Origin of the sequence: Achromobacter sp. 2789STDY5608621 (genome assembly GCF_001299375.1) — a bacterium.
Taxonomy (GTDB): Bacteria; Pseudomonadota; Gammaproteobacteria; order Burkholderiales; family Burkholderiaceae_B; genus Achromobacter; species Achromobacter insuavis.
The window spans coordinates 12,882-37,075 of the sequence record NZ_CYTU01000037.1 but is presented as its reverse complement, the minus strand read 5'-3'; the positions used below and the strand labels follow the sequence as shown (position 1 = coordinate 37,075).

The window sequence follows — 24,194 nt, the reverse complement described above, 5'->3', positions numbered from 1 at the left end:
CAACAAATCATGCGAACCCGCCAGACCGCTGCCCCCGCGCCCGACTACAGCGAATTGCTCGACGGCCCGGCCGTGTACGTGTTCCATGGCGCCGACGCGCCGGGCAGCGAGTTCCGGCTGGGCTCGCGCGAATACGATTGGCACGCCCATGCCCGCGGGCAGTTGTTCGGGGTGGACAGCGGCGCGATGCGGGTGCGCACCGAGGCGGGCGCATGGCTGTTGCCGCCGCAGCGCGCGGGCTGGATCCCGCCGGGGCTGCGGCACCGGGTCAGCGTGGCGGGCGCCGCCAGCGGCTGGGTCGCGCTGGTGCATCCGCGGGCCGCCGCGGCGTTGCCGGCGGCGCCCTGCGTGCTGGGGGTGGACGGGGTGTTGCGCGCCATGGTCCTGCGCGCGGCCGATTGGCCGGACAAGCTGGCGCTGGATCCGGCGCGCGCGCGCTTCGCGGCGGTGTTGCTGGACGAGATCGAGGCGGCGCCGCGCGAACGCCTGCACCTGCCGTGGCCGCGCGACCGGCGCCTGGCCCGGCTGGCGCAGGCGTTGGCCGACGACCCGGCCGACAGCCGGCCGCTGGACGTGCTGGCCGCGCACGCCGGCCTGGCGCCGCGCACCGCGCAGCGCCTGTTCCGCGACGAGACCGGCCTGGGGTTCGCGCAGTGGCGCCAGCAACTGCGCCTGATCCATGCGCTGGAACGCCTGAGCGCGGGCCAGCCGGTGGCGCAGGTGGCCGACGCGCTGGGCTACGCCACGCCCGGCAATTTCATCGCCATGTTCAAGCGCGCCTTCGGCATGACGCCGGGGCGCTATCTGCGCACGCCGCTGGACGAGGGCGACGCGGGCGTCGCGGGCGTCGCCTGATCCGCGCGCCGGGACGCGCGGCGTCCCGGCGTCTGGCGGCCGCCTTACTCCGCCAGCTTGCGCATCTCGGCGATCAGGTCCGCCTTGCCCTCGAAGCCGATGCCGGGCAGTTCGGGCAGCGTGACGTAGCCGTTGTCGACCCGCACGCCGTCGGGGAAGCCGCCATAGGGCTGGAACAGGTCCGGATAGGATTCATTGCCGCCCAGGCCCAGGCCGGCGGCGATGTTCAGCGACATCTGGTGGCCGCCGTGCGGAATGCAGCGGCTGGCCGACCAGCCGTGCTGGCGCAGCATGTCGAGCGTGCGCAGGTATTCCACCAGGCCGTAGCTCAGGGCGCAGTCGAATTGCAGCCAGTCGCGGTCCGGCCGCATGCCGCCGTAGCGGATCAGGTTGCGCGCGTCCTGCATCGAGAACAGGTTCTCGCCGGTGGCCATCGGCTTGTCGTAGTAGTTGCGCAGCGTGGCCTGCAGTTCGAAGTCGAGCGGGTCGCCGGCTTCCTCGTACCAGAACAGGTCGTACTGCGACAGCGCCTTGGCGTAGCGGATCGCGGTGTCCAGGTCGAAGCGGCCGTTGGCGTCCACCGCCAGTTTCTTGCCATCGCCCAGCACGCCCAGGATGGCGTCGATGCGGCGCAGGTCTTCGTCCAGCGAGGCGCCGCCGATCTTCTTCTTGACCACGGTGTAGCCGCGGTCGACGTAGCCGCGCATCTCGTCCTTGAGCTTGCCCAGGTCCTGGCCCGGATAGTAGTAGCCGCCCGCCGCATAGACGAACACGCGGCGGTCGGGGCGGCCATTGCCGTAGCGCTCGGCCAGCAGCTGGAACAGCGGCTTGCCGGCGATCTTGGCGACCGCGTCCCACACCGCCATGTCGATGGTGCCAATGGCGACCGAGCGTTCGCCATGGCCGCCCGGCTTTTCGTTGATGTACATGGCGTCCCAGACCCGGTGCGGATCGAGGTTGTCGCCGCTGTCGTCGAGCAGGCTGGCGGGGTCGGCCTCCAGCACGCGCGGGATGAAGCGTTCGCGCATCAGCGTGCCCTGGCCATAGCGGCCGTTGGAGTTGAAGCCGTAGCCGATCACGCGCCGGCCGTCGCGCACCACGTCGGTCACCACGGCCACCAGGCTCAGCGTCATCTTGCTGAAGTCGATGTAGGCGTTGCGGATGGGGGAACTGATCGGGACGGTCTTCTCGCGGATTTCGACGATTTTCATGGTGTCTCCTGGCCGGGGGCGGGGATGGGAAAACCGTAGATTATTGGCTTGATGCGGCATTATGATTCGCTATCAGGCACTACTTTATTAACTTGAAGTTAAAGATTCCGGCGCTCGCCTGCCGTCGCCGGCCTCGTCCGCATGAGGCGTTTCCCGCCGTGAACCACGATCTGGCATCTTCCCTGGAGTTCTTCGTGCTGCTGGCGCGCCACCGCAACCTGTCGACGGTGGCGCGCCTGCTCGACCTGACGCCGCCGGCGGCCACCAAGCGCCTGGCGCAGCTGGAGGCGCGGCTGGGCGTGCGGCTGGTGAACCGCACCACCCGCAGCATCAGCCTCACGCCCGAAGGCGAAACCTACCTGCACTACGCCACGCGCATCCTGGCCGACGTGCGCGAAATGGAAGAGGTGGTGTCGTCCAGCGGTTCCGTGCCCAAGGGCCTGCTGCGCATCAACGCGACGCTCGGCTTCGGCCGCACCGCGATCGCGCCCATCGTGTCCGAGTTCGCCGCGCAGCATCCGCAGGTCGAGGTGCAGCTGGACGTCACCGACCGGCCCATCGACCTGGTGGAAAGCGGCGTGGACCTGGGCATCCGCTTCGGCGCCTTGCCCGATCAGCGCCTGGTCGCCCGGCGCGTGCTGTCGAACCGGCGCTTCCTGTGCGCGGCGCCGCGCTACCTGGCGCGGCACGGCACGCCCGCCAGCCTGCGCGACCTGGCCAGTCATCAATGCATCATCCACCGGCAGAACGAGGACGCCTATGGCGTCTGGCGCTTCACCCGCGACGGCCGCGCCGAGACCGTGAAGGTGCATGGCGCGCTGTCCAGCAACGATGGCGACATCGTGCTGAACTGGGCGCTCGATGGCCACGGCATCCTGGTGCGCTCGGAGTGGGATCTGGCCAAGTACCTGGAGAGCGGGCGGCTGCGGGTGGTGCTGCCCGAGTTCATCCTGCCCTCGGCCGACCTGTTCGTGTACTACCCCAGCAAGCGCGACCTGTCGGCGCGCACGCGGGCGTTCATTGATTTCCTGATGGCGCGCTTCGCGTAGGCCCTAGCGGAATCGATAGGCCAGCACTTCGTCGCCGGCCGCGTCGATCTCGCCGGTGGGCGTCCACCCCAGCCGCCGGTAGAAGCCGTGCGAGCGCACGCCCGGATCGGCCGCGCAGCTCAGGAACAGGCGTTCGTGGCCCAGCCCGCGCAGCGTCTGCATGACCTGGTCGAGCAATGCGCGGCCGATGCCGCGGCCCTCGCAGGCCGGCAGCAGGGCCAGCACCAGGATCTCGCCGCTGTCGCGATCGCCGAAGCAGTAGCCGGCCAGCGCGCCGTCCGCCAGCGCCACCACGCCGGGCAGCGATCCGTCGCGGATGCCGTCGCGCCAGCTTTCAGGCGTGATGCCGAGCGCGCGCAGGTCTTCGGCCGAGAAGGCGTTCTCGCGGGTGCGGCCGCGCAGGTCGATGCAGGCGGCGGCGTCGTCGGGATGGGCTGGGCGGTAGTGCAGGTTCATGTCGGGCGTCGTCAGGCGGAAGGGGGCGCGTCCGGCGGGTCGCGGATGCGCGCCGAGCACGGCAAGCGCGCGGGGATCAGCCGCCGAGCGCGGCCAGGTTCAGCGTGTGGCTGTGGCCGATCCACACCGCGCAGTCGCGGTGGTCGCGCAGCGATTCGCCGGTGTTGGGATGCAGGAACACATCCAGCGCGCCATGGTTGAGCGCCAGCCAGGTGAGCACCCGCGGCAGCGTGGCCGGCGCGAAGGCGAGCTGATAGCTCCATTGCGGATGCGGGCCGACCGGGCGCTCGTGGAAGCGGCCCATCTGGATGCTGTCGCCGAACGCGGCGATGGCCTGTTCGCGCAGCGCCCAGGCCGCGTCGCGGCTGTCGGCATTGAAATAGACGTGGGCGTGCCAGCTGTCGACGATGGCGGGGTCCAGGATCATGAGGGTCAACCTCCGGCGCGCTTGGCGCGATGGCCGAGTTTGTCGAGCGCGGCCAGGATGCGGTCGCAATGGTCGCCCTGCACCTCGATGACGCCGTCCTTGACGGTGCCACCCGAGCCGCAGGCGGTGCGCAGCTGCTTGCCCAGCGCGGCCAGGGCGTCGTCGTCCAGCGGCAGGCCCTTGACCACGGTCACGGCCTTGCCGCCGCGGCCCTTGGTCTCGCGCGAGACGCGCACGCCGCCAGGGGCCGGCACGGGCCGGGCCGCCGCCTTGCACTGGCAATCGGCGAGCGGGCGGCGGCATTGCGGGCACATCCGGCCGCCGTCGGTGGAGTAGACGAGTCCGCCTGGGGAGCTGCTTTTCATGGGTGATGCGTGAGATTGCGGTTCAGGCAGCCATTATGCCGGAGCCGCCGCCGCGGGCCCGGCGCGGGCGGCGCTCATTCGTCGAAGCCGCGCGGCCCCAGCGACTCGACCAGGTAATCGATGAACGACTTGATGCGCGAGGAGATCGCGGTGTTGCGGTAATAGACCGCGTTGACCGGCTGGCGCACGTCCAGCGTCTGGCGCGGAAACAGCTGGCGCAGCGCGCCGGACTGGCGGTCGGCGCGCGTCATGAAGTCCGACAGGCAGACGATGCCGGCGTCGTTCAGCGCCAGTTGCCGCAGCGTCTCGCCGCTGAACGAGCGGATCGCCGGCTGGATGTGCAGCGGCTGGCCGTCGGCATCCTCCAGCGGCCACTCGTTGAGCGATTCCAGTTGCGAGAAGCCCAGCAGGCTGTGGTCCGCCAGGTCGGCCACGCGCTTGGGCGTGCCGTGCGCCGCCAGGTAGCCGGGGCTGGCCAGCACCCGCACGCGGCTGCGGCCGATCGGCACGGCATGCAGCGACGAATCCTTCAGGCTGCCGATGCGCAGCGCCAGGTCGGTGCGGCGTTCCAGCAGGTCGATGTTGCCCTCATTGCTGTTCAGTTCCAGCTCGACCTTGGGATAGCGCTTGCGGTAGCCAGGCACCAGCGGCACGATCACGTGCAGCATGAAGGGCGAGGCGGCGTCGACCCGCAGCCGCCCGGCCGGCTGGTTGCGGCGCGCGTGCATCTGCTCCTCGGTCTCTTCGACCGCGGCGATGATCTTGCGGGCCTGCTCCAGGTAGGCGCGGCCTTCCTCGGTCAGTTCCAGCCGCCGGGTGGTGCGGCGCATCAGCGTGGTCTGCAGCTTTTCCTCCAGCCGCGTCATGGTGCGGCTGGTGGCGGAAATGGTCTGCTGCAGCGCATCGGCGGCGGCGGTGATCGAGCCGCTGTCGACGATGGCGATAAAGACCTGCATTTCGTCGAGTGTCGTTTTCATATTTGACGTTATATCAAAAGTCTTTCGCCGATACAGGGCTTATTCCGCAAGGATCGTGCGGGCACACTGGGTGCATTCCAACACCTACCCAGGAGTTTTACATGAGCATCCCGTCTTTTGGCGTCGGCACTTTCCGCCTGCAGGGCCAGGTCGTCATCGATTCCGTGCGCAACGCGCTGGACGTCGGCTACCGCGCCGTCGATACCGCCCAGATCTATGAGAACGAGGCCGAGGTCGGCCAGGCTGTCGAGGCCAGCGGCATCGCCCGCGCCGACCTGTTCCTGACCACCAAGATCTGGGTGCCGAACTATGGCCGCGCCAAGCTCGTGCCCAGCCTGAAGGACAGCCTGGCCAAGCTGCGCACCGACTACGTCGACCTGACCCTGATCCACTGGCCCGCGCCCGGCAACGGCGTCGCCATCGCCGAGATGATGGCCGGCCTGATGGATGCCCGCGAGCAGGGCTTGACGCGCCAGATCGGCATCTCCAACTTCCCCATTGCCGAGACCCGCGAGGCCATCGCCGCCGTCGGCAAGGACGCCATCGCCACCAACCAGATCGAGCTCAGCCCCTACCTGCAGAATGCGGCGCTGGTGGACTTCCTGAACCAGCAGGGCATCCCCGTCACGTCGTACATGACGCTGGCCTACGGCAAGGTGCTGAAGGATCCGGTGATCGGCCAGATCGCGCAGCGCCACAACGCCACGCCGGCGCAGGTCGCTCTGGCCTGGGCGCTGCAACGCGGCTTCGCCGTGATCCCGTCGTCGACCAGGCGCGAGAACCTGGCGAGCAACCTGCTGGCCCGCGACCTGCGCCTGACCGACGCCGACATGGCGCAGATCGCCGCGCTGGAACGCAACGGCCGCGAAGTCAGCCCGGAAGGCCTGGCCGCCGCCTGGGACTGAGGCACGCCATCGGCGCCGCGCGCGCCAACCAGATTTCACAAGGAGCCATTCCATGAAGCTATTCATCACCGGCGCCAGCGGGTTCATCGGCGGCGCCGTCGCCGCCTCGATGGCCAGGGCCGGCCACCAGGTCCGCGGCCTGATCCGCAATCCCGACCGCGCCGCCGAACTGCGCGGCTTCGGCATCGAACCGGTGCTGGGCACGCTGGATGACGCGGCGCTGCTGGCGGCCGAGGCGCGCGCCGCCGACGCGGTCATCAACGCCGCCGACAGCGACCATCGCGGCGCCGTCGAGGCCCTGCTGGGCGCGCTGGCGGGCAGCGGCAAGGCGTTCATCCATACCAGCGGCAGCAGCCTGGTCGCCGACGACGCGCTGGGCGAGCCGTCCGACGCGGTGTTCGACGAAACCACGCCGGTGGCGCCGGTGCCGGGCAAGGTGGCGCGCATCGCCATCAATGACCTGATCCACGCCAGCGCGCCGGGCGTGCGCAGCGTGGTGCTGTGCCACACCCTGATCTACGGTTCGACCGAGGGGCCGCGCGCCGCAAGCGTGCAGATCCCGCCGCTGGTGGCGCAGGCCCGCGAAAGCGGCATCGCGCGCCACGTCGGCCGGGGCCTGAACCGCTGGTCCAACGTGCACATCGCCGATGTCGCGGCGCTGTATCACCTGGCGCTGGAGAAGGCGCCGGCCGGCAGCTTCTATTTCGTCGAGAACGGCGAGACCGCCTTCGTCGACCTGGTCGGCGCCATCGGCCAGGCCCTGGGGCTGGGACCGGCCCAGGCCTGGGATCCGGCGCAGGCGGTGGCTTATTGGGGCAAGGACCTGGGCGCCTACGCGCTCGGCTCCAACAGCCGGGTGCGGGCGGGCAAGGCGCGCCGCGAACTGGGCTGGGCGCCGCGGCACGATGACGTGCTGGGCTGGGTGCGCCAGGCCATCGCCTGACGCGGGACGGCGCGGCGCCGGGTCGGGGCCGCGCCGGCGTCCACGGGGTGGGCCAACGGCGGGGCGCCGTCAGCAAAACGCCAACAGAGTTGCGGTAAGGTAACCGTTCCCTTCAGAGATTCCGCACGGAGCAGAACTTGAAATACCGCAAACTCGGCCGTACCGACCTGGACGTCAGCCTGATCGGCCTGGGCACCATGACCTGGGGCGAGCAGAATACCGAGGCCGAGGCCCACCAGCAGCTGGACTACGCGCTCGAGCGCGGCGTCAACCTGGTCGACGTGGCCGAAATGTACCCGGTGCCGCCCAAGCCGGAAACCCAGGGCCTGACCGAAACCTACATCGGCACCTGGCTGGCGCGCAGCAAGCGGCGCCAGGACATCGTGCTGGCCAGCAAGGTGGCCGGCCCGGTGCGCGATCCCAAGCGTCCCGGCCACATCCGCGACGGCAAGACCTTCCTCGATCGCAAGAACCTGACCGAGGCGCTGGACGCCAGCCTCAAGCGCCTGCAGACGGATTACCTGGACCTGTACCAGCTGCACTGGCCCGACCGCACCACCGCTACCTTCGGCCAGCTGTCGTATCCGTGGGTCAAGGACGACCACACCGTGCCGATCGAGGAAACCCTGTCGGTGCTGCAGGACTTCGTGCGCGCCGGCAAGGTGCGCCACGTCGGCGTCTCCAACGAAACGCCGTGGGGCGTGTCGCAGTTCCTGAAGGCCTCCGACAATCTCGGCCTGGCGCGCATCGCTACGATCCAGAACGCCTACAGCCTGCTCAATCGCGTCTACGAGATCGGCCTGTCGGAATTCAGCCACCACGAAGGCGTGGGCCTGCTGGCCTATTCGCCGCTGGCCATGGGCATGCTTTGCGGCAAGTACCTGGACGGCGCCCGTCCCGCCAACGCCCGCCTGACGCTGTATACGCGCTTCACCCGCTACAGCAACCCGCAGGCCGAGGCCGCCACCCGCGAGTACGTCGAACTGGCGCGCCAGCACGGCATCTCGCCGACGCACCTGGCGCTGGCCTGGGTCAACCAGCGCCCGTTCGTCACCAGCAACCTGATCGGCGCCACCAACCTGCAGCAATTGAAGGAAAATATCGATAGCGTCGACGTCGAACTGTCGTCCGACGTGCTGCAGGCCATCGACCAGATCCACGTGCGCCACCCGAATCCGGCGCCTTGATCCCGCTTGCCGGGAGCGACGAGGACCCTATATGCGCAATCTCGATTTCAGCTCCTGGCAAACCGTACTGTCCACGCTGCTGGGCCTGGCGGTCATCACCCTGATCGGGGTGGGGATCCGCCTGCTGGTGATGCAGACCATCCAGCAGCGGCGCGAACGCGAGAACCGCCAGATCAACGAGCGCCTGCGCACCCTGATCGCGGCCTACAAGACGCTGGGCGGGTCCTTCACCGGCAACCTGGTGGTGGACCCCAGCCATCTGCGCGACCTGCGCCATGGCGCGCCGCAAGCGGCCGTCGCCAGCGGCGCGCACGACGATGAGATCGACCCCGATGCCGCCGACCCGCTGCGGCCGGCGGCGCTGGACGGCCCCGGCGGCGAGCGCCGCCGGCGCGTGCGCGACGCGGTCGAGGCGGCGCTGTCCGACATCATCCTGCTGGGCACCGAGGACCAGGTGCGGCTCGCGGCCCAGGCGGCCGCCGACCTGGTGGCCGGACGCCGCATCGAGACCGCCGAGCTGGTGGTGTCGTTGCGCGATTTCATCCGCCGCGTGCTGAACCTGGAACCCGTGCCGGTCGGCCTGGCGATTCCGCGCCAGGGCCCGACCCGGCCCGCCGCTGGCGGCGCGAAGGGCGGCAATGCCCGTGGCGAGGCGGGCGGCGGCAAGGGCGGGGGCGGGGGTGCAGGGGGCGGTGGTGGCGCCGCCGCGGGCATGGGCATGATGGGCGTGGGCGCCGGGCTGGCGGCCGACGATCCGCACGATCCCCACGGCGGCGCCCGCTAGCACGCAACCGTCGGTCATGCCGGCGTGGGTGATGCCTACACGAGCCGGCCGACGCGCCGGCCGATCATTGCGGCCGCGCGCCGCGCCGCTTCGCTTCAATACACATCGCGCACATAGCGCTTGTCCGCGGTCATGCGCGCCACGTAGGCCGCCGCCGCGTCGGCATCCATGCCGCCGTGTTCCCGCACCACCTGCCTGAGCATGGCGTCTACGTCGCGGGCCATCTGTCCTGCATCGCCGCAGACATAGAAATGGGCGCCCTCCTGCAGCCACGCCCAGAGCCGCGCGCCGTGCTCGCGCATGCGGTCCTGCACGTAGATCTTGGCGGCCTGGTCGCGCGAGAACGCCAGGTCCAGCCGCGTCAGCAGGCCGTCGTCGCGCAGCGCCTGCAGTTCGTCGCGATAGTAGAAATCGCTGGCCGCGTGCCGCTCGCCGAAGAACAGCCAGTTGCGGCCGCCATCGCCGCGCGCCCGCCGCTCTTGCAGGAAGGCGCGGAACGGCGCCACGCCGGTGCCGGGGCCGACCATGATCATCGGCGTGTCGCCCTGCCGTGGCGGCCGGAAGTGGCTGGCCTCCTGCACGAAGACCGGCACGTCGGCGTCGCTCGCGCGGTCGGCCAGGAAGGTCGACGAGACGCCCTTGCGCTGGCGCCGGCCGTTGTCGTAGCGCACCGCGGACACCGTCAGGTGGACCTGGCCGGGATGCGCCTTGGGGCTGGAGGCGATGGAGTACAGGCGCGGCTGCATGCGCTTGAGCGCGCCCAGCCACGCCTGCGCCGGCAGCGCCGCCGGAAACGCGTGCAGCACGTCGGCCAGCTGCTTGCCCCACAGCCATTGCCGCAGGTCCGCGCGGCACTCCTCGGCCAGCAATTGCCGCAGGCCGGGATCGCGGGTGTGTTCCGCGATCAGCGCCAGCGTGGCCGGCGCGGGGCGCGCGATTTCGTAATGCGTGGACAGCGCCCGGGCCAGCGGCATGTCGCCGACGCCCGGCACGCTGGCCACCGCGTCGCCCGACAGGCCGGCCTGCGCCAGCAGTTCCTCCACCAGCTCGGGGCAGTTCACCGGCCAGACGCCCAGCGCGTCTCCGGCCTGGTAGTCCAACCCGGTGCCGGCGATGTCCAGCGTCAGCGCGCGCGTGTCCTTGTCGCCGCTGGCGTTCAGCCGCTGGTTGCCGATCAGGCGCGCGGGCGCCGGGCGCGTCCGGGAGGGCGGCGCCGGGCGCGCGCCGATGGGCGGGGCGGCAGGTTCGGGCGGCGCGGCGGGGGCCGCCCTGCCGGACGGGGCGTCGGCAGTCAGCGCCGCCGCGATGTCGTCAGGCATCAGGCCGCCGGCCGGATGGCCATGCTGTTCGGCGTTGGCCGCATGGATGCCGGCGATGGCGCTTTCCAGCCAGGCGTCGGCCGGCGCCTCGTAGTCGGTGTCGCAATCGACCCGCGCCAGCAAGGGCCGCGCGCCCAGCTGCGCCAGCCGCTGGTCGAGCCGGCGGCCGTGGCCGCAGAAGGCGTCATAGTTGCTGTCGCCCAGCGCCAGCACCGCATAGCGCAGCGACGCCAGCCGCGGCGCGTCGGCGGCCGACAGCGCGCGCCACAGGTCCTGGCCGTTGTCCGGCGCGTCGCCGTCGCCGAAGGTGCTGGTGATCAGCAACAGGTGCTGGGCGCGCGCCAGGGCGTCGAGCGTGCAGTCCGCCATGCAGGCGGTGCGCAGCTCGAAACCGGCCGCGGCCAGCGCGGTGGCGCTGCGTTCCACCAGCGATTCGGCATTGCCGGTCTGCGAGGCCCACAGCAGCGTCACGCGCGGGCGCGGGCCGATGATGCGGACGGTGGCCTCCGCCGCGTCGGTGGCAGGCGTGGTCGCTGGCGCCAACGGCCGCGGCGCGCGGCTGTACAGGCCATGCAGCAGGCCGTTGAGCCACAGGCGGGTGGCTTCGTCGAAAGGCGCGTGGACGGGCAGCTCCGGAATGCCGGGAGCGCCGCCGGCCTGCCGCAAGCCGTTGAGAAAACCCGACAGGTAGTGGCGCTGGCGCGCATCCAGCGCGGGCGGTTCCGCGCCGCTCGTCAGGCCGAGTAGCGCGGCCATGGCCTCGGCGGGGGCGGCGCCGCTGGCCGACACGGCGACGGGCTGCAGGGCCGGGCCGGTCTCCAGGTTCCCGGCCGCTGTCAACGCCGGGGCCGCGTGTGCCGCGGCCAGGCCGGCAACATTGTCGGCCGCCATTTCCGTCATGGCCAACGTGGCCGGCGCTACGGCGCTCGTCGCCCTGCCGGCAGGCACCGCGACGCGGCACAGCGCCACCGCGCAGAACTTCAGCTCGGGCTGCTGCGACACCGGATCGATGGCGTCGCTGGTGACGGCGTTGATGCACAGATCGTCGCCATACACGTCGTTCCAGTGCATGGGGGCGAAGCAGTTGCCGGGCCGCACCCGGTCGGTGACGACGGCGGGCAGCACCGCGCGGCCGCGGCGCGAACGGATCTCAACGTTGTCGCCGGCAGCGATGCCGAGCGCTGTCGCGTCATCGGGGTGGATCTCCACGAACGGCGCGGGGTTGAGTTTGTTCAGCATCGGCACCTTGCCGGTCTTGGTCAGCGTGTGCCATTGGTGCTGCAGCCGCCCGGTGTTGAGCACCATGGGATAGTCGGCATCGGGCAGCTCGGCCGGATCGGCGTGCGGCCGCGCGTGGAACTGCGCGCGGCCGTTGGCGGTGGCGAACGCCAGGCGCGGCCGCGCGCCATCGTCCTCTTCGCGCCACGGCTGGCTGACGCCGTCGTTGAGATAGCGGATCGGATTGCGCTCGGGGCCGTCGGCGCGCGCACAGGGCCATTGCAGCGGCGTCTCGCGCAGCCGCGCATGGCTGGCGCCGCGCAGGTCGTAGCCGGTGGCGGGGTTGGAAAAACCGGCGATCTCCTCGAACACCTCCTCCGCGCTGGCGTACTGGAACGCGTGGCCGTAGCCCATCTCGCAGGCCACGCCGGCGATGATGCGCCAGTCGGGCAGCGCGTCGCCGGGCGGCGGCACGGCCCGCGGCATCAGCGTCAGGGTGCGTTCGGAATTGATCATCACGCCGTCGGCCTCGGCCCACAGCGCGCCGGGCAGCAGGATGTCGGCGTAGCGGTTGGTCTCGGTGTCCAGGTAGGCGTCCTGCGCGATCACCAGTTCCGCCGCGCGCAGCCCGGCCACCACGTTGGCGCGGTTGGCGACGCTGGCCACCGGGTTGGTGCAGATGATCCAGCAGGCCGTGACCTCGCCTGCCGCCATGCGCTGGAACAGGTCGATGGTGCCTTGCCCCAGCCGCGTATGCAGCGTGCCGGCCGGCACGCCCCAGCGCGCTTCGACAAAGGCGCGGTCGGCGGCCGACAGCACGCTGCGCTGGCCCGGCAGGCCGGGGCCCATGTAGCCCATCTCGCGTCCGCCCATCGCGTTGGGCTGGCCGGTCAGCGAGAACGGCCCGCTGCCCGGCCGGCAGATGCGGCCGGTGGCCAGGTGCAGGTTGCACAGCGCGTTGGTGTTCCAGGTGCCGTGGGTGCTCTGGTTCAGCCCCATGGTCCAGCAGCTCATCCATTCCGGCGCCGCGCCGATCCAGTCGGCGGCCTGGCGCAGTTGCGCGGCGGCAATGCCGGTCAGCGCCTCGACCCGCTCGGGCGCGTAGTCGCGCAGCAAGTCCGGCATCGCCTCCCAGCCGTCGGTGTGCGCGGCGATGAAGGCCGCGTCGGTCTTGCCGGCCTCATGCAGCAGATGCAGCAGGCCGTTGAGCAGCGCCAGGTCGGTGCCCGGCTTGATCGCCAGGTGCAGATGCGCCTTCTCGGCGGTGGTGGTGCGGCGCGGATCGACCACGATCAGGCGGGCGCCGGCCTTGACCCGGTCCATCATGCGCAGGTACAGGATCGGATGGCAGTCGGCCATGTTGGCGCCGATCACCAGGAACAGATCGGCGCGGTCGATGTCCTGGTACGAGCCGGGCGGGCCGTCGGCGCCCAGCGACAGCTTGTAGCCGCTGCCGGCGCTGGCCATGCACAGGCGCGAATTCGATTCGATGTTGTTGGTGCCGATGAAGCCCTTGGCCAGCTTGTTGGCCAGGTACTGGGCCTCGATCGACATCTGTCCCGATACGTACAGCGATACCGCGTCGGGGCCGTGCGCGTCGATGATGGCGCGCAGCCGCCCGGCGGTGTCGCGCAGGGTGTCCGCCATCGGCCGCGGCGCCAGGTCCTGGCCGCGCCGGTCGCGCACGTAGGCGTGCTCCAGCCTGCCCGACTGGCGCAGGGCAAGGTGGGCCGACGACCCCTTGGTGCAGAGGCGGCCGAAGTTGCTGGGATGCTCGCGGTTGCCGGTGATCTTCACCACCTGCTCCCGTTCCACGTGCAGGGTCATGCCGCAGCCCACGCCGCAGTAGGGGCAGACGGTGTCCACGGTGCGCTGGCTGCCGCTCATGCTCGGTTCCCAAAAAAGAAAGCGCCCTGCCTGCGCGGCCAGCGGCCGGGCGGGCAGGGCGCCATTGCCCTGGTTGGTTCCCGGCGTGGCCGGGTCGATGCCCTGTCGATGCAAGTTCCATGCCAGTCGGTCGCCGCCGGTGGACCGCGCCGCACGCGGACCGGCGGCGCGCGCGGTGGTGCGTGGCTGCACCGCCGTGGTGCGCCGCCGACCCGTTTGGGTGCGCGGCGGCGTGGGTGGCGGCCGCCGCGCGGGCGGCATCGCGATGGCACGCTTATTGCTTTGATTGCCATACCGGGCCCGTGTCCGGCCAGACAACGCAAGCTTTGCAGGCAACGGCGCCCGGACCCACCAGTCCCGGGCGCCGTTTGTCTTTTGAAAACCGAACGGCCCAGCCTGGATAGCCCCATGAGCACAGCGACCTCCACGACTCCCATGCAGACCCTGATCGTCATCGGCAACGGCATGGTCGGCCATCACTGCGTCGAGCAACTGATCGAGCGCGGCGCGCTGGCGCGCTATCGCATCCTGGTGTTCGGCGAAGAGACCCGGCGCGCCTACGATCGCGTGCACCTGTCCGAATACATCGGCGGCCGCGATGCCGAATCGATGGCCATGAGCGACGCCGCGTTCTATGAGCGGCCAGGCCTGTCGTTGCGGCTGGGCGAGCCGGTGCTGCGCATCGACCGCCACGCGCGACAGGTGGTGACGGCCGCCGGCAGCCATGGCTACGACAAGCTGGTGCTGGCCACCGGCTCCTATCCCTTCGTGCCGCCGATCGCCGGCGCCGAAGGGGCCTCGCGCCTGGTGTACCGCACGCTCGATGACCTGGACCAGATCCGCGCGGCGGCCGACGGCGCCCGGCGCGGCGTGGTGGTGGGCGGCGGCCTGCTGGGCCTGGAGGCGGCCAATGCGCTCAAGTCGCTCGGGCTGGAGGCGCACGTGGTCGAGTTCGCGCCGCGCCTGATGCCGGTGCAGCTGGACGAGGCCGGCGGCGGCGCGCTCAAGGCGCGCATCGAGGCGCTGGGCGTGGGCGTGCACCTGTCGCGCGCCACGCAGGAAATCAAGGATGGCACGCAGTACCGCTACCGCATGCGTTTTGCCGAGGGCGCGCCGCTGGAAACCGACCTGATCGTGTTCTCGGCCGGCATCCGGCCGCGCGACGGCCTGGCGCGCCAGGCCGGACTGACGGTGGCCGAGCGTGGCGGCGTGGCCGTCGACGGCCATTGCCGCAGCAGCGATGCGTCGATCTACGCGATCGGCGAATGCGCCGCGTTCGACGGCGCCATCTTCGGCCTGGTGGCGCCCGGCTACCAGATGGCGCGCGTGGCCGCCGCCGAGCTCTGTGGCGACGACAGCGCGCCGTTCGCCGGCGCCGACATGTCGACCAAGCTCAAGCTGCTGGGCGTGGACGTCGGTTCGATCGGCGATGCCCATGGCGCCACGCCCGGCGCGCGCAGCTACCGCTACATCGACGAGGCGGGCGCCTCGTACCGCCGCCTGGTGGTGTCGGCCGACGGCAAGCGCGTCCTGGGCGCGGTGCTGGTGGGCGACAACAGCTACTACGACACGCTGCTGCAATACGCGCAGAACGGCATCGCGCCGCCGGCCGACCCGGCCAGCCTGATCCTGCCCGCCGGCCAGGCCGCGCCCGCGCTGGGCGCCGGCGCGCTGCCGGCCACCGCCACCATCTGTTCGTGCCACAACGTCAGCAAGGCCGCCATCTGCGACGCGCTCGACGGCGGCTGCACCGACGTCGGCGGCGTCAAGGCCTGCACCAAGGCCGCCACCGGCTGCGGCGGCTGCGCGGCCCTGCTCAAGCAGGTGGTGGAACACGAACTGGCGAGCCGCGGCGTCGCGGTGGACAAGAGCCTGTGCGAGCACTTTCCCTACACCCGCCAGGAGCTCTATTCGATCGTCCGGGTGCAGGGCATCGAATCGTTCGAGGACCTGCTGGCGCGCCACGGCCGCGGCCACGTCGGCTGCGATCTCTGCAAGCCGACGGTGGCGTCGATCCTGGCGTCGTGCTGGAACCGCCCGATCCAGGATCCGAACCGGGTGCCGCTGCAGGACACCAACGACACCTTCATGGCCAACATGCAGAAGAACGGCACCTATTCGGTGGTGCCGCGCATCCCGGGCGGCGAGGTCACGCCCGACGGCCTGATCGCGATCGGCGCCGTGGCCAAGAAGTACCAGCTCTACACCAAGATCACCGGCGGCCAGCGCATCGACCTGTTCGGCGCGCAACTGCACGAGTTGCCCGACATCTGGGCCGAGCTGATCGCCGCCGGCTTCGAGACCGGCCACGCCTACGGCAAGTCCACCCGCACCGTGAAGTCCTGCGTCGGCAGCACCTGGTGCCGCTACGGCGTGCAGGACAGCGTCGCCATGGCGCTGCGCATCGAAGACCGCTACAAGGGCCTGCGCGCGCCGCACAAGCTCAAGTTCGCGGTCTCGGGCTGCACCCGCGAATGCGCCGAGGCGCAGAGCAAGGACATCGGCGTCATCGCCACCGAGAACGGCTGGAACCTGTACGTGTGCGGCAACGGCGGCATGCGCCCGCGCCACGCCGAACTGTTCGCCCAGGACCTGGACGATGCCACGCTGATCCGCTACATCGACCGCCTGCTGATGTTCTACATCCGCACCGCCGACAAGCTGCAGCGCACCTCGGTCTGGCGCGAATCGCTGGAAGGCGGCCTGGACTACCTGAAGGCCGTGGTCATCGATGACAGCCTGGGACTGGGCGCCGAACTGGAGGCGCAGATGCAGCTGGTGGTGGACCGCTATGAATGCGAATGGGCCAACGCCCTGTCCGACCCGGAAAAGCTCAAGCGTTTCCGCACCTTCGTCAACAGCGCCGCGGCGGATCCGGACATCCGCTTCGTGCAGGAGCGCGGCCAGCCGCGGCCCGCGCCCGCCGCGCGCGTGATTCCCATCGCCGAGGAGCTTGCCTGATGCGCTCGAATGTCGTGATCGCCCTGCGCCAGGAGGCGCCGTTCAATGCCCCGCCGGACGCGTGGCAGCCGGTCTGCACCCGCCGCGACCTGGTCGCCGATTCCGGCGTGGTGGCGCTGGTCGATGGCCGCCAGGTGGCCCTGTTCTACTTGCCGGCGGTGGCCGGCGAAACGCTCTACGCCATCGACAACCGCGACCCGAAGTCGGGCGCCAACGTGATCGGCCGCGGCATCGTCGGCCACCTGGCCGGCGAGCTGGTGGTGGCCTCGCCGCTGTACAAGCAGCACTTCCGGCTGCGCGATGGCGTCTGTGTCGAGTATCCCGAGCAATCGCTGCGGGCCTGGCCGGTGCGCTTCAACGGCGACGCGGTGGAAGTCCAGCCGCCCGCCGCGGCCTGAGGATCGTCGCCATGTCGCAGCACGCCATGCCCTCGACCCTGCGCTTCCTCCTGGCGGCCCGCCGCAGCGAGCTGCACGGACTCGAAGCGTTGGCCAGCACCTGTGAGCTGGCCACCCTGGTCAGCAAGCTGGTGCACGTGCTGCAGAAGGAGCGCGGTTCGTCCAACCTGTATCTGTGCGGCGGCCAGGACGCGCTGCGCCAGACCCTGGCCGGCCTGAGCTCCGACGCCTGCGCGGTCGAGGAGGAAGTGCGCCGCTTCCTCGACCGGCTGGAACCGGATGCCACCCGCAGCGCCGGCAAGGCGCGGCTGCTCAACTGCATCGCCTACGCGCTGTACCGCCTGGACGAGCTGCCGCGCACGCGCCGCGCCATCCGTGACCGCCGCGTGGCGGCGGAAGAGGCCGGCGCGGTCTTCACGCGGCTCATCGCCAGCCTGTTCGCGCTGGTGTTCGAAGCCGCCGACTCGTCGCTCGACGCGGGCGTCACGCGGCTGCTGGTGGCGCTGCTCAATTTCATGCAGGGCAAGGAGCTGTGCGGACAGGAACGCGCCTATGGCGTCATGGGCTACACCGCCGGCTATTTCACCGAAGCGCAGAAGGCCCGCGTGCTGGAGCTGGCGGATCTGCAGAAGCGCTGCTTCGACAGCTTCGCGCAGTACGCCGGCGCGGATGCGCTGGCCGCGTGGGAGCGGCTGGAGCAGAGCGCCGGCCCGGTGCTGCGGCTGCGCGACATGGCGCTGCGGACCTCCGAGGCCGAACGCGTCGACGCCGGCCTGGCCGAGCTGTGGTTCGGCCTGTGCACCGAGCGCATCGATGCCATGCGCGCGGTCGAAAGCCTGCTGGCCGAGGCCCTGACGCTGCAATGCCATCGCCGCATCGTCGAGACCCGCGCCGAGCTCGACAACCACCGGCTGCTGCTGAGCCGCTTCGCCGACCGCGCCGGCGACGACGCGCCGGCGATGCTGTTCCAGCTGCAGGGCCGCATTCTCGACGTGCCGCCGCAGGACGGCGTGGGCGAGGCCATGGAGCGGTCCATCCTCGACCTGATGCGCGATCAGGCGCAGCGCCTGCGCCAGTCGGACGACGCGCTGGCGCTGGCGCGCGGCGCGCTGGAGGAACGGCGGCGGGTCGAGCGCGCCAAGTGGCTGCTGGTCAGCCGCCACGGCCTGAGCGAGCAGGCCGCGCACGACCAATTGCAGCGGGTGGCCATGGACTGCCGGCGTTCGCTCGACGAGGTCGCCCGGCAGGTGCTGGCCGAACTCGATACCGCGGCGCGCTGAACGCCGCCGCGATGCCAGCCTACGCGCGCGGCACGTCCCACAACGCGTCGGGCAGGTAGCCCTCCTGCTCGCCCTTGCGGGCGTAGCCCAGCGGATTGGCGACCACGCGGCAGCCGTCCTTCACGTAGTCCAGCGGGCAGTGCAGGTGGCCGTGCAGCCACATGTCGGCCAGCGGCAGCAGGTGGTCCAGCGCGTTGCAGAAACCGGCGGTGCCCGGCGTCACGCCGTAGCGCGGATCGGCGCTGGCCAGGCTCGGCGCGAAGTGGGTGATGGCGACCGTGGGGCCGTCGAACGGCGCGCGCAGCGCCGCTTCCAGCCAGGCCTGACAGGCCAGGCCCTGCTCGCGCATCTGCTCGGCCATGAAGGGCGCGCCGTGGCGCCGCATCTGCGCCTTTTCCAGGTAGAAATCGGCGGCCCGGAACGCCTTGCCGCGCTTGGCCAGCGCCTGCGTCAGCGTGTCGCCCGGCGCGGCCAGCGCGTCGAAGTCGCTCCACAGCGTGGTGCCCACCAGCCGCACGCCGTCGATCACCAGGGTCTCGCGCTCGAGCCACTGGATCCCCAGCGCCTCGCACAGCGTCCGCAGCCGCTCGTGGGTCTCGTCGAAGTCGAGGTTGTCGTATTCGTGGTTGCCCGGCACGTACACCACCGGCGTCGGCCAGCCGTGGCGCGGCGCATAGCGGCCCAGGCCGAAGTCGTCCGTGGCCAGCCGCGAGCGCGGCTGGTACGAGCCGATGTCGCCCGCCAGCACCAGCAGGTCCGCGCCCGGCGTCGGGTCCGCGACGAAAGTGGGGTCGGATTCCAGGTGCAGATCGGACAGCAATTGGATTTTCATGAGGCAGCAGGGGGGCTTGTATTGGTTGCGATTCGCAAGTAAATTGGTTGCGACCCGCAACTTCAGGACGCGCCACCATGGATCTTATCGACTTTCCCACCCGATCCCGCGAACAGACCATCCGCGACCTGCGGGAATTCTCGCGCAAGCTGGTGCGCGAGCTCGGCTTCATGCGGCCTTCGCTGGCCGGCAGCGAGCTGGCGCCGTCGGCGGTGCACGCCATCATCGAGATCGGCCTGCAGCCTGGCATCCAGGCGCGCGACCTGGCGCTGGTGCTGCGGCTGGACAAGTCCAACACCAGCCGCCAGGTGGCCAAGCTGGAAGCGGCCGGCCTGGTGGCGCGCGAGACCGACAGCGGCGACGCGCGTGCCTCGCGCCTGTCGCTGACGCCGGCGGGCCTGGACCTGCGCAACCGCATCGACCAGTTCGCCACCGAGCAGGTGTCGCGGGCCCTGAGGCAACTGGCGCCGCCCGACCAGGAGATCCTGGTGCGCTACCTGTCGCTCTATGCCGACGCCTTGGCGCGCGAGAATCCGAACACGCGCGCCGCCCAGGCCAGCGACGCCATCGAGCTGCAGATCCAGGAAGGCTATGCGCCGGGCTGTATCGGCGACGTGGCCGCATTGCACGCGCGTTACTACGCGCAGGCCGCCGGCTTCGGCGTGGTGTTCGAGCGCCTGGTGGCGACGGGCCTGGCGGCCTTCGCCGAGGCGCTGCCGGCACCGGGCAAGAACCTGTGGCGCTATGCCGACGGCAACCGCACGCTGGCCTCCATCGCCATCGACAGCGACCTGGAAAAACGCACCGCGCATCTGCGCTGGTTCATCGTCGATGAATCGCTGCGCGGACTCGGCGTCGGCCGCGCGCTGCTGACGCGCGCGATGCGCTTCGTCGACACGCTCGATATTGACGAAACGTATCTGTGGACCTTCAAGGGATTGGACGCCGCGCGCCATCTGTACGAGTCCGAAGGCTTCGTGCTGACCGAGGAAGCCGAGGGCACGCAATGGGGCGGCGTGGTGGTGGAGCAGCGCTTCAGCCGGCCCGCGCGCTGACGCATCTGGACACACACTGAGGCCGCGCGCACGCGCCGCGGCCCGTTTCGGCACGCCACCTTTCACGGCGCTGTCACGTCGCATTCCTAGACTCGCTGGGGTCTTGCCGGCTGGTCGCGGCAAGGTCGGTCCTCCTCTTTCCAAAGAACCTCCCCATGCCCTCCACGAGTCTTGCAAGAACCCTTGCCGCGGTCCTGCTCGCGGCCGCCACGCTCGCCGCCTGTGGCGGTGACGATTCCTCCGACGATCCCGCGCAGCCGCCGGTCACCCAACCGACCGCGCCGCAGCTGCGTTGCGCCCCGTAAGCGGCGGTAGCGCCGACCTCCACGATCCCGAGTAGAACTGATGACCTCCCGCCGCAATTTCCTCCAGACCGCCACGGGCGCGGGCTTCGCCGCCGCCGCGCTCGCCGCCTTTCCGCCCAGCATCCGCCGCGCGCTCGCCATCCCCGCCAACAACGCCACCGGCACCATCAAGGACGTCGAGCACGTCATCATCCTGATGCAGGAGAACCGCTCGTTCGACCATTACTTCGGCACGCTCAAGGGCGTGCGCGGCTTCGGCGACCGCTTCCCGATTCCGCTCGCCAACGGCCGCAAGGTCTGGCAGCAGCAACGCGCCAACGGCGCCGTGCTGACGCCGTTCCACATCGACGGCACCACCAACAACGCGCAGCGCGCCTCCGGCACCCCGCACAGCTGGGACGACAGCCAGAAAGCCTGGGACGGCGGCCGCATGGCGCAATGGCCGACGCACAAGAACGACATCTCGATGGGCTACTTCAAGGAACGCGAGATCCCGTTCCAGTTCGCGCTGGCCAACGCGTTCACGCTGTGCGACGCCTATCACTGTTCGATGCATACCGGCACCGACGCCAACCGCTCGTTCCACCTGACCGGCACCAACGGCGCCGTGCCCACCAACACCGCTTTCGTCAACAACGAGTGGGACTGGATCGACGGCCTGCCGGCCAACGTCAACAAGGGCTACACCTGGACCACCTACGCCGAGCGGCTGGAGCAGGCCGGCGTCAGCTGGATCTCGTACCAGAACATGCCCGATGAATGGGGCGACAACATGCTGGGCGCGTTCCGCGCGTTCCGCCAGGCCAACGTGAGCTCCGGCTTTCCGGTGTCCAGCGGCGGCGAGCCGGGCGTGCCCTACGCCAACACCGGCCAGGCGCTGCCGTACAAGGCCTACGACCCGGCCACCGACAATGCCGCCAATCCGCTCTACAAGGGCGTGGCCAACACGCTGCCGGGCGCCGCGCCCGAGAACTACCTGGACGCCTTCAAGCGCGACATCCGCGACGGCAAGCTGCCGCAGGTGTCCTGGATGAACGCGCCGTCGATCTACTGCGAACACCCCGGCCCGTCGAGCCCGGTGCAGGGCGCCTGGTTCCTGCAGGAAGTGCTGGACGCGCTGACCGCCGTGCCCGAGGTCTGGAGCAAGACGGTGCTGCTGGTGAATTTCGACGAGAACGATGGCTATTTCGACCACGTGCCGTCGCCGTCCGCGCCGTCGCGCGACGCCGGCGGCAGCCCGGCCGGCAAGACCACGCTGGCTGATGCCGACCTGACGCCCGAGTACTTCACGCACGCCTCGCCCGCCGGCAGCACGACCCAGCCGGCGACCAAGGACGGCCGCGTCTACGGCCCCGGCCCGCGCGTGCCGATGTACGTGATCTCGCCCTGGAGCCGCGGCGGTTGGGTCAACTCGCAGGTGTTCGACCACACCTCGGTGCTGCGTTTCCTGGAAGCGCGCTTCGGCGTGGCCGAGCCCAACATCAGCCCGTTCCGCCGCGCGGTCTGCGGCGACCTGACCAGCGCCTTCAACTTCAAGACGCCCAACACCGAGGCGCTGCCGACGCTGGCCGGACGCGCCACGCGCGCCGCCGCCGACCAGTTGCGCACCGCGCAGGAAGCCCTGCCGCAGATGCCGCTGCCCACCGACATGCAGCTGCCGCTGCAGGCCAGCGGCACGCGGCCGTCGCGCGCGCTGCCGTACGAACTGCACACCAGCGCGCGCTGCGCCGCGGCCGGCACGGTGGAACTGGTGTTCGCCAACACCGGCACGCAGGGCGCGGTGTTCCACGTCTATGACCGCTATCACCTGGATCGGCTGCCGCGCCGCTACGCGGTCGAGGCCGGCAAGACGCTGTCGGACACCTGGAACGCATTGCAGGACAACCTGGGCATGTACGACCTGTGGGTGCTCGGCCCCAACGGCTACCACCGCCATTTCAAGGGCGACACCAACCGCATCGCCGACAGCGGCGCGCTGCCCGAGATTCGGGTCTGCTACGACATCGCCAACGGCGAGGTCTACGCCGAGCTGCTCAACACCGGCGCCAAGGCCTGCACCTTTACGGTCGCGCCGCAGGCGTACCGCCAGGACGCGGCGGTGACGCTGGACGTGGCGGGCGGCGGCAAGGCCACTCGCAACTGGGGGCTGGCGGCCAGCGGGCAGTGGTATGACTTCGCCGTCACCTGCTCCAGCGATCCGGCGTTCTACCGCCGCTTCGCCGGCCGCGTCGAGACCGGCGCGCACACGGTGAGCGATCCGGCCATGGGCGTGGCCGGCGCCTGACGGCCGGGCGCGGTCAGACGCGGAAGTCCGCCGCCATGTCCTCGTCGGTGCGCATGGGCAGCTTGCCCGCGCGGCAGGCCCCGAGGAAGCGGCGGTAGTCCTTCTCGTTCTGCCGCGCGTAGCCCTGCGCATACGCCAGCAGCGCCTCGGGGAATTGGCCCGCGCGTCCCATGTACGCGGCCAGCTCCACCGAGTGCCCGCTGGCCTTGGCATGGGCCCGCGCCAGCGCGCGGCCGCACATGCGGGCGTAACCGGTCAGGATCTTCTGGTTGAAGCTCTCGACGTCGGCCGACACTTTCATGTCGCGCAACTGGCGGAAGTAATAGTGCCTGCCGCGCGGCCCCGTCGACCACCCCAGGAAGATGTCGCTGGCCGCCTGCAGCAGCCGCTGGCCCGCCACCACGCGATAGCCGTCATGCGCGGGCGCCTTGTCGCGGGCATAGCGGGCGATCACGGATTGGCGCGCTTCCTTGACCTGCAGGAACAGCGGATTGCCCCAGCTGTCGACCATCAGCATCACCAGGCAGACCGTGCCCACGCTGCCCACGCCCACCACCTTGAAGACCACGTCCTGCACCGCGAAGTGCTTGAGCAGTTCGCGCCGGTCCGGCGCCAGGCTGTCGAGATAACCGGCGTAGCACTTGGCCATCTTTTTCTTCCAGGTCGGCGTGTCCGGCCAGTGCTCGGCCTTGCCCAGCAGCGTCACCGGGCCGCTGGGGTGGAACATGGCCGGCGGCGCGTCGCGGATGCGCCAGTGGCCGCCGTCCAGGTACGCCATCTTGTGCAGCATGCTCTCGTTGGTGCGGCCGGCGGCCTTCTCCATGGCGCGGCCGATCAACCGGCGGCCCTCGGGGGTTTCCGCGTCCTGCAGCATGCGCTCGAAGGTGATGCCTTGGTACCAGACGTCGAGCGTGCTGTTCTGCGCGTACTCGTTCATGCGCAGCTGGTATTCGCTGGCGGCCGCCATGACGATGTCGGCGCTGTCGCCGCGGCCATAGCCCATGTGCGCCGCCGCCACCGCCAGACTCGCCGTCAGCCGCTTGACGTCCCATTCCCACGGGCCGGTGGCGGTTTCGTCGAAGTCGTTCAGGTCGAACAGCAGCTGCCGTTCGGGCGTGGCGAAGCCGCCGAAGTTGAGCAGGTGGGCGTCGCCGCAGATGGGGATGGAGATGCCGGTATGCGGGGTGCCGGCCAGGTCGTGCGCCTGCAGGATGGCGGCGCCGCGAAAGAAGGTGAAGGGCGAGGCCGCCATGCGGCCGTAGCGCAGCGGGATCAGGGCCTGCACCCGCCCGGCGCTGTTGATCCGCAGCAACCGGATCGGGTCCCGGTCGACATTGCCGAGGGCGGCGTGGGCCGAACGCTTGACGCGTTCCCGGGCCTTCTGTCCGTTGGACCTGCGCGCTTGAATGCTGTCTGTTTCGAGCATGGCGGTTCCCTGGTCGCGGACCGGTGCCGATGACCGGCCTGTCGCCAGGAGTGTAGCGGGACCGGGCGCC

20 protein-coding genes are annotated in these 24,194 nt (G+C 70.5%); 12 read left to right on the top strand and 8 right to left on the bottom strand.

Annotated elements, in window-relative coordinates:
- The first annotated feature begins 9 nt into the window (after positions 1-9).
- On the top strand, positions 10-855 hold the full coding sequence (locus AOZ53_RS25350) for an AraC family transcriptional regulator (RefSeq protein WP_054489878.1): 846 nt from the start codon (positions 10-12) through the stop codon (positions 853-855).
- A gap of 44 nt (positions 856-899) precedes the next feature.
- Here the strand turns inward: AOZ53_RS25350 and AOZ53_RS25345 are convergent, their stop codons facing one another.
- The gene (locus tag AOZ53_RS25345) at positions 900-2,066 is read right to left on the bottom strand and encodes a mandelate racemase/muconate lactonizing enzyme family protein (protein ID WP_054428744.1); all 1,167 of its coding nucleotides are present in this window, start codon (positions 2,064-2,066) and stop codon (positions 900-902) included.
- A 158-nt stretch (positions 2,067-2,224) separates the two neighbouring features.
- Between AOZ53_RS25345 and AOZ53_RS25340 the strand changes: the two genes are divergently transcribed.
- Positions 2,225-3,115, top strand: a complete 891-nt coding sequence (locus AOZ53_RS25340) for a LysR family transcriptional regulator (protein WP_054428743.1) — start codon at positions 2,225-2,227, stop codon at positions 3,113-3,115.
- A 3-nt stretch (positions 3,116-3,118) separates the two neighbouring features.
- On the opposite strand, the gene AOZ53_RS25335 is transcribed toward AOZ53_RS25340, so the two are convergent.
- The 4 genes from AOZ53_RS25335 to AOZ53_RS25320 all read right to left on the bottom strand — a co-directional run bounded on the left by AOZ53_RS25335 (position 3,119) and on the right by AOZ53_RS25320 (position 5,340).
- Complete coding sequence (locus AOZ53_RS25335) at positions 3,119-3,571, bottom strand: GNAT family N-acetyltransferase (protein ID WP_054428742.1); 453 nt, start codon at positions 3,569-3,571, stop codon at positions 3,119-3,121.
- A 76-nt stretch (positions 3,572-3,647) separates the two neighbouring features.
- On the bottom strand, positions 3,648-3,998 hold the full coding sequence (locus AOZ53_RS25330; RefSeq protein ID WP_054428741.1) for a DOPA 4,5-dioxygenase family protein: 351 nt from the start codon (positions 3,996-3,998) through the stop codon (positions 3,648-3,650).
- A 5-nt stretch (positions 3,999-4,003) separates the two neighbouring features.
- On the bottom strand, positions 4,004-4,363 hold the full coding sequence (locus AOZ53_RS25325; RefSeq protein ID WP_054428740.1) for a translation initiation factor Sui1: 360 nt from the start codon (positions 4,361-4,363) through the stop codon (positions 4,004-4,006).
- A 74-nt stretch (positions 4,364-4,437) separates the two neighbouring features.
- Complete coding sequence (locus tag AOZ53_RS25320) at positions 4,438-5,340, bottom strand: LysR family transcriptional regulator (protein WP_054428739.1); 903 nt, start codon at positions 5,338-5,340, stop codon at positions 4,438-4,440.
- A 101-nt stretch (positions 5,341-5,441) separates the two neighbouring features.
- On the opposite strand from AOZ53_RS25320, the gene dkgB reads away from it, so the two are divergent.
- The 4 genes from dkgB (at position 5,442) to AOZ53_RS25300 (ending at position 9,159) form a co-directional block, all read left to right on the top strand.
- Entirely contained in the window at positions 5,442-6,245 is an 804-nt protein-coding gene (gene dkgB, locus AOZ53_RS25315) for a 2,5-didehydrogluconate reductase DkgB (protein WP_054428738.1), read from the top strand.
- Between the two features lie 52 nt (positions 6,246-6,297).
- Complete coding sequence (locus tag AOZ53_RS25310; protein WP_054489846.1) at positions 6,298-7,188, top strand: NAD-dependent epimerase/dehydratase family protein; 891 nt, start codon at positions 6,298-6,300, stop codon at positions 7,186-7,188.
- A 137-nt stretch (positions 7,189-7,325) separates the two neighbouring features.
- On the top strand, positions 7,326-8,375 hold the full coding sequence (locus AOZ53_RS25305) for an NADP(H)-dependent aldo-keto reductase (RefSeq protein WP_054428736.1): 1,050 nt from the start codon (positions 7,326-7,328) through the stop codon (positions 8,373-8,375).
- A 31-nt stretch (positions 8,376-8,406) separates the two neighbouring features.
- Positions 8,407-9,159: a hypothetical protein gene (locus AOZ53_RS25300; protein ID WP_054489844.1), complete on the top strand. Its 753-nt coding sequence runs from the start codon at positions 8,407-8,409 to the stop codon at positions 9,157-9,159.
- A gap of 95 nt (positions 9,160-9,254) precedes the next feature.
- Here the strand turns inward: AOZ53_RS25300 and AOZ53_RS25295 are convergent, their stop codons facing one another.
- On the bottom strand, positions 9,255-13,583 hold the full coding sequence (locus AOZ53_RS25295; RefSeq protein ID WP_054489876.1) for a bifunctional nitrate reductase/sulfite reductase flavoprotein subunit alpha: 4,329 nt from the start codon (positions 13,581-13,583) through the stop codon (positions 9,255-9,257).
- 408 nt (positions 13,584-13,991) lie between these two features.
- On the opposite strand from AOZ53_RS25295, the gene nirB reads away from it, so the two are divergent.
- From nirB to AOZ53_RS25280, 3 genes are read left to right on the top strand one after another with little or no spacing between them, the layout of a single operon-like run.
- On the top strand, positions 13,992-16,544 hold the full coding sequence (gene nirB, locus AOZ53_RS25290; RefSeq protein WP_054489842.1) for a nitrite reductase large subunit NirB: 2,553 nt from the start codon (positions 13,992-13,994) through the stop codon (positions 16,542-16,544).
- Positions 16,544-16,942, top strand: a complete 399-nt coding sequence (nirD, locus tag AOZ53_RS25285; RefSeq protein WP_197286522.1) for a nitrite reductase small subunit NirD — start codon at positions 16,544-16,546, stop codon at positions 16,940-16,942. Before nirB ends, nirD begins: the two co-directional genes overlap by 1 nt.
- Positions 16,943-16,953: 11 nt before the next feature.
- Positions 16,954-18,222 (top strand): nitrate- and nitrite sensing domain-containing protein, encoded by a 1,269-nt coding sequence (locus tag AOZ53_RS25280; protein WP_054428731.1) that lies wholly within the window; start codon positions 16,954-16,956, stop codon positions 18,220-18,222.
- Positions 18,223-18,241: 19 nt separating this feature from the next.
- On the opposite strand, the gene AOZ53_RS25275 is transcribed toward AOZ53_RS25280, so the two are convergent.
- Positions 18,242-19,054 (bottom strand): metallophosphoesterase, encoded by an 813-nt coding sequence (locus tag AOZ53_RS25275; protein ID WP_054489840.1) that lies wholly within the window; start codon positions 19,052-19,054, stop codon positions 18,242-18,244.
- Between the two features lie 77 nt (positions 19,055-19,131).
- On the opposite strand from AOZ53_RS25275, the gene AOZ53_RS25270 reads away from it, so the two are divergent.
- The 3 genes from AOZ53_RS25270 to AOZ53_RS25265 all read left to right on the top strand — a co-directional run bounded on the left by AOZ53_RS25270 (position 19,132) and on the right by AOZ53_RS25265 (position 22,698).
- Complete coding sequence (locus tag AOZ53_RS25270) at positions 19,132-20,109, top strand: helix-turn-helix domain-containing GNAT family N-acetyltransferase (RefSeq protein WP_054489838.1); 978 nt, start codon at positions 19,132-19,134, stop codon at positions 20,107-20,109.
- A gap of 155 nt (positions 20,110-20,264) precedes the next feature.
- Positions 20,265-20,414 carry a hypothetical protein gene (locus AOZ53_RS35125; protein ID WP_180187771.1) on the top strand — a complete coding sequence of 50 codons (150 nt, stop codon included), beginning with the start codon at positions 20,265-20,267 and terminating at the stop codon, positions 20,412-20,414.
- A gap of 40 nt (positions 20,415-20,454) precedes the next feature.
- A complete protein-coding gene (locus AOZ53_RS25265; protein ID WP_054489836.1) occupies positions 20,455-22,698 on the top strand; it encodes a phosphocholine-specific phospholipase C in 2,244 nt (747 codons plus the stop codon).
- A gap of 13 nt (positions 22,699-22,711) precedes the next feature.
- Here the strand turns inward: AOZ53_RS25265 and AOZ53_RS25260 are convergent, their stop codons facing one another.
- Positions 22,712-24,124 (bottom strand): DUF2252 domain-containing protein, encoded by a 1,413-nt coding sequence (locus tag AOZ53_RS25260; RefSeq protein WP_054489834.1) that lies wholly within the window; start codon positions 24,122-24,124, stop codon positions 22,712-22,714.
- Positions 24,125-24,194: the final 70 nt, after the last annotated feature.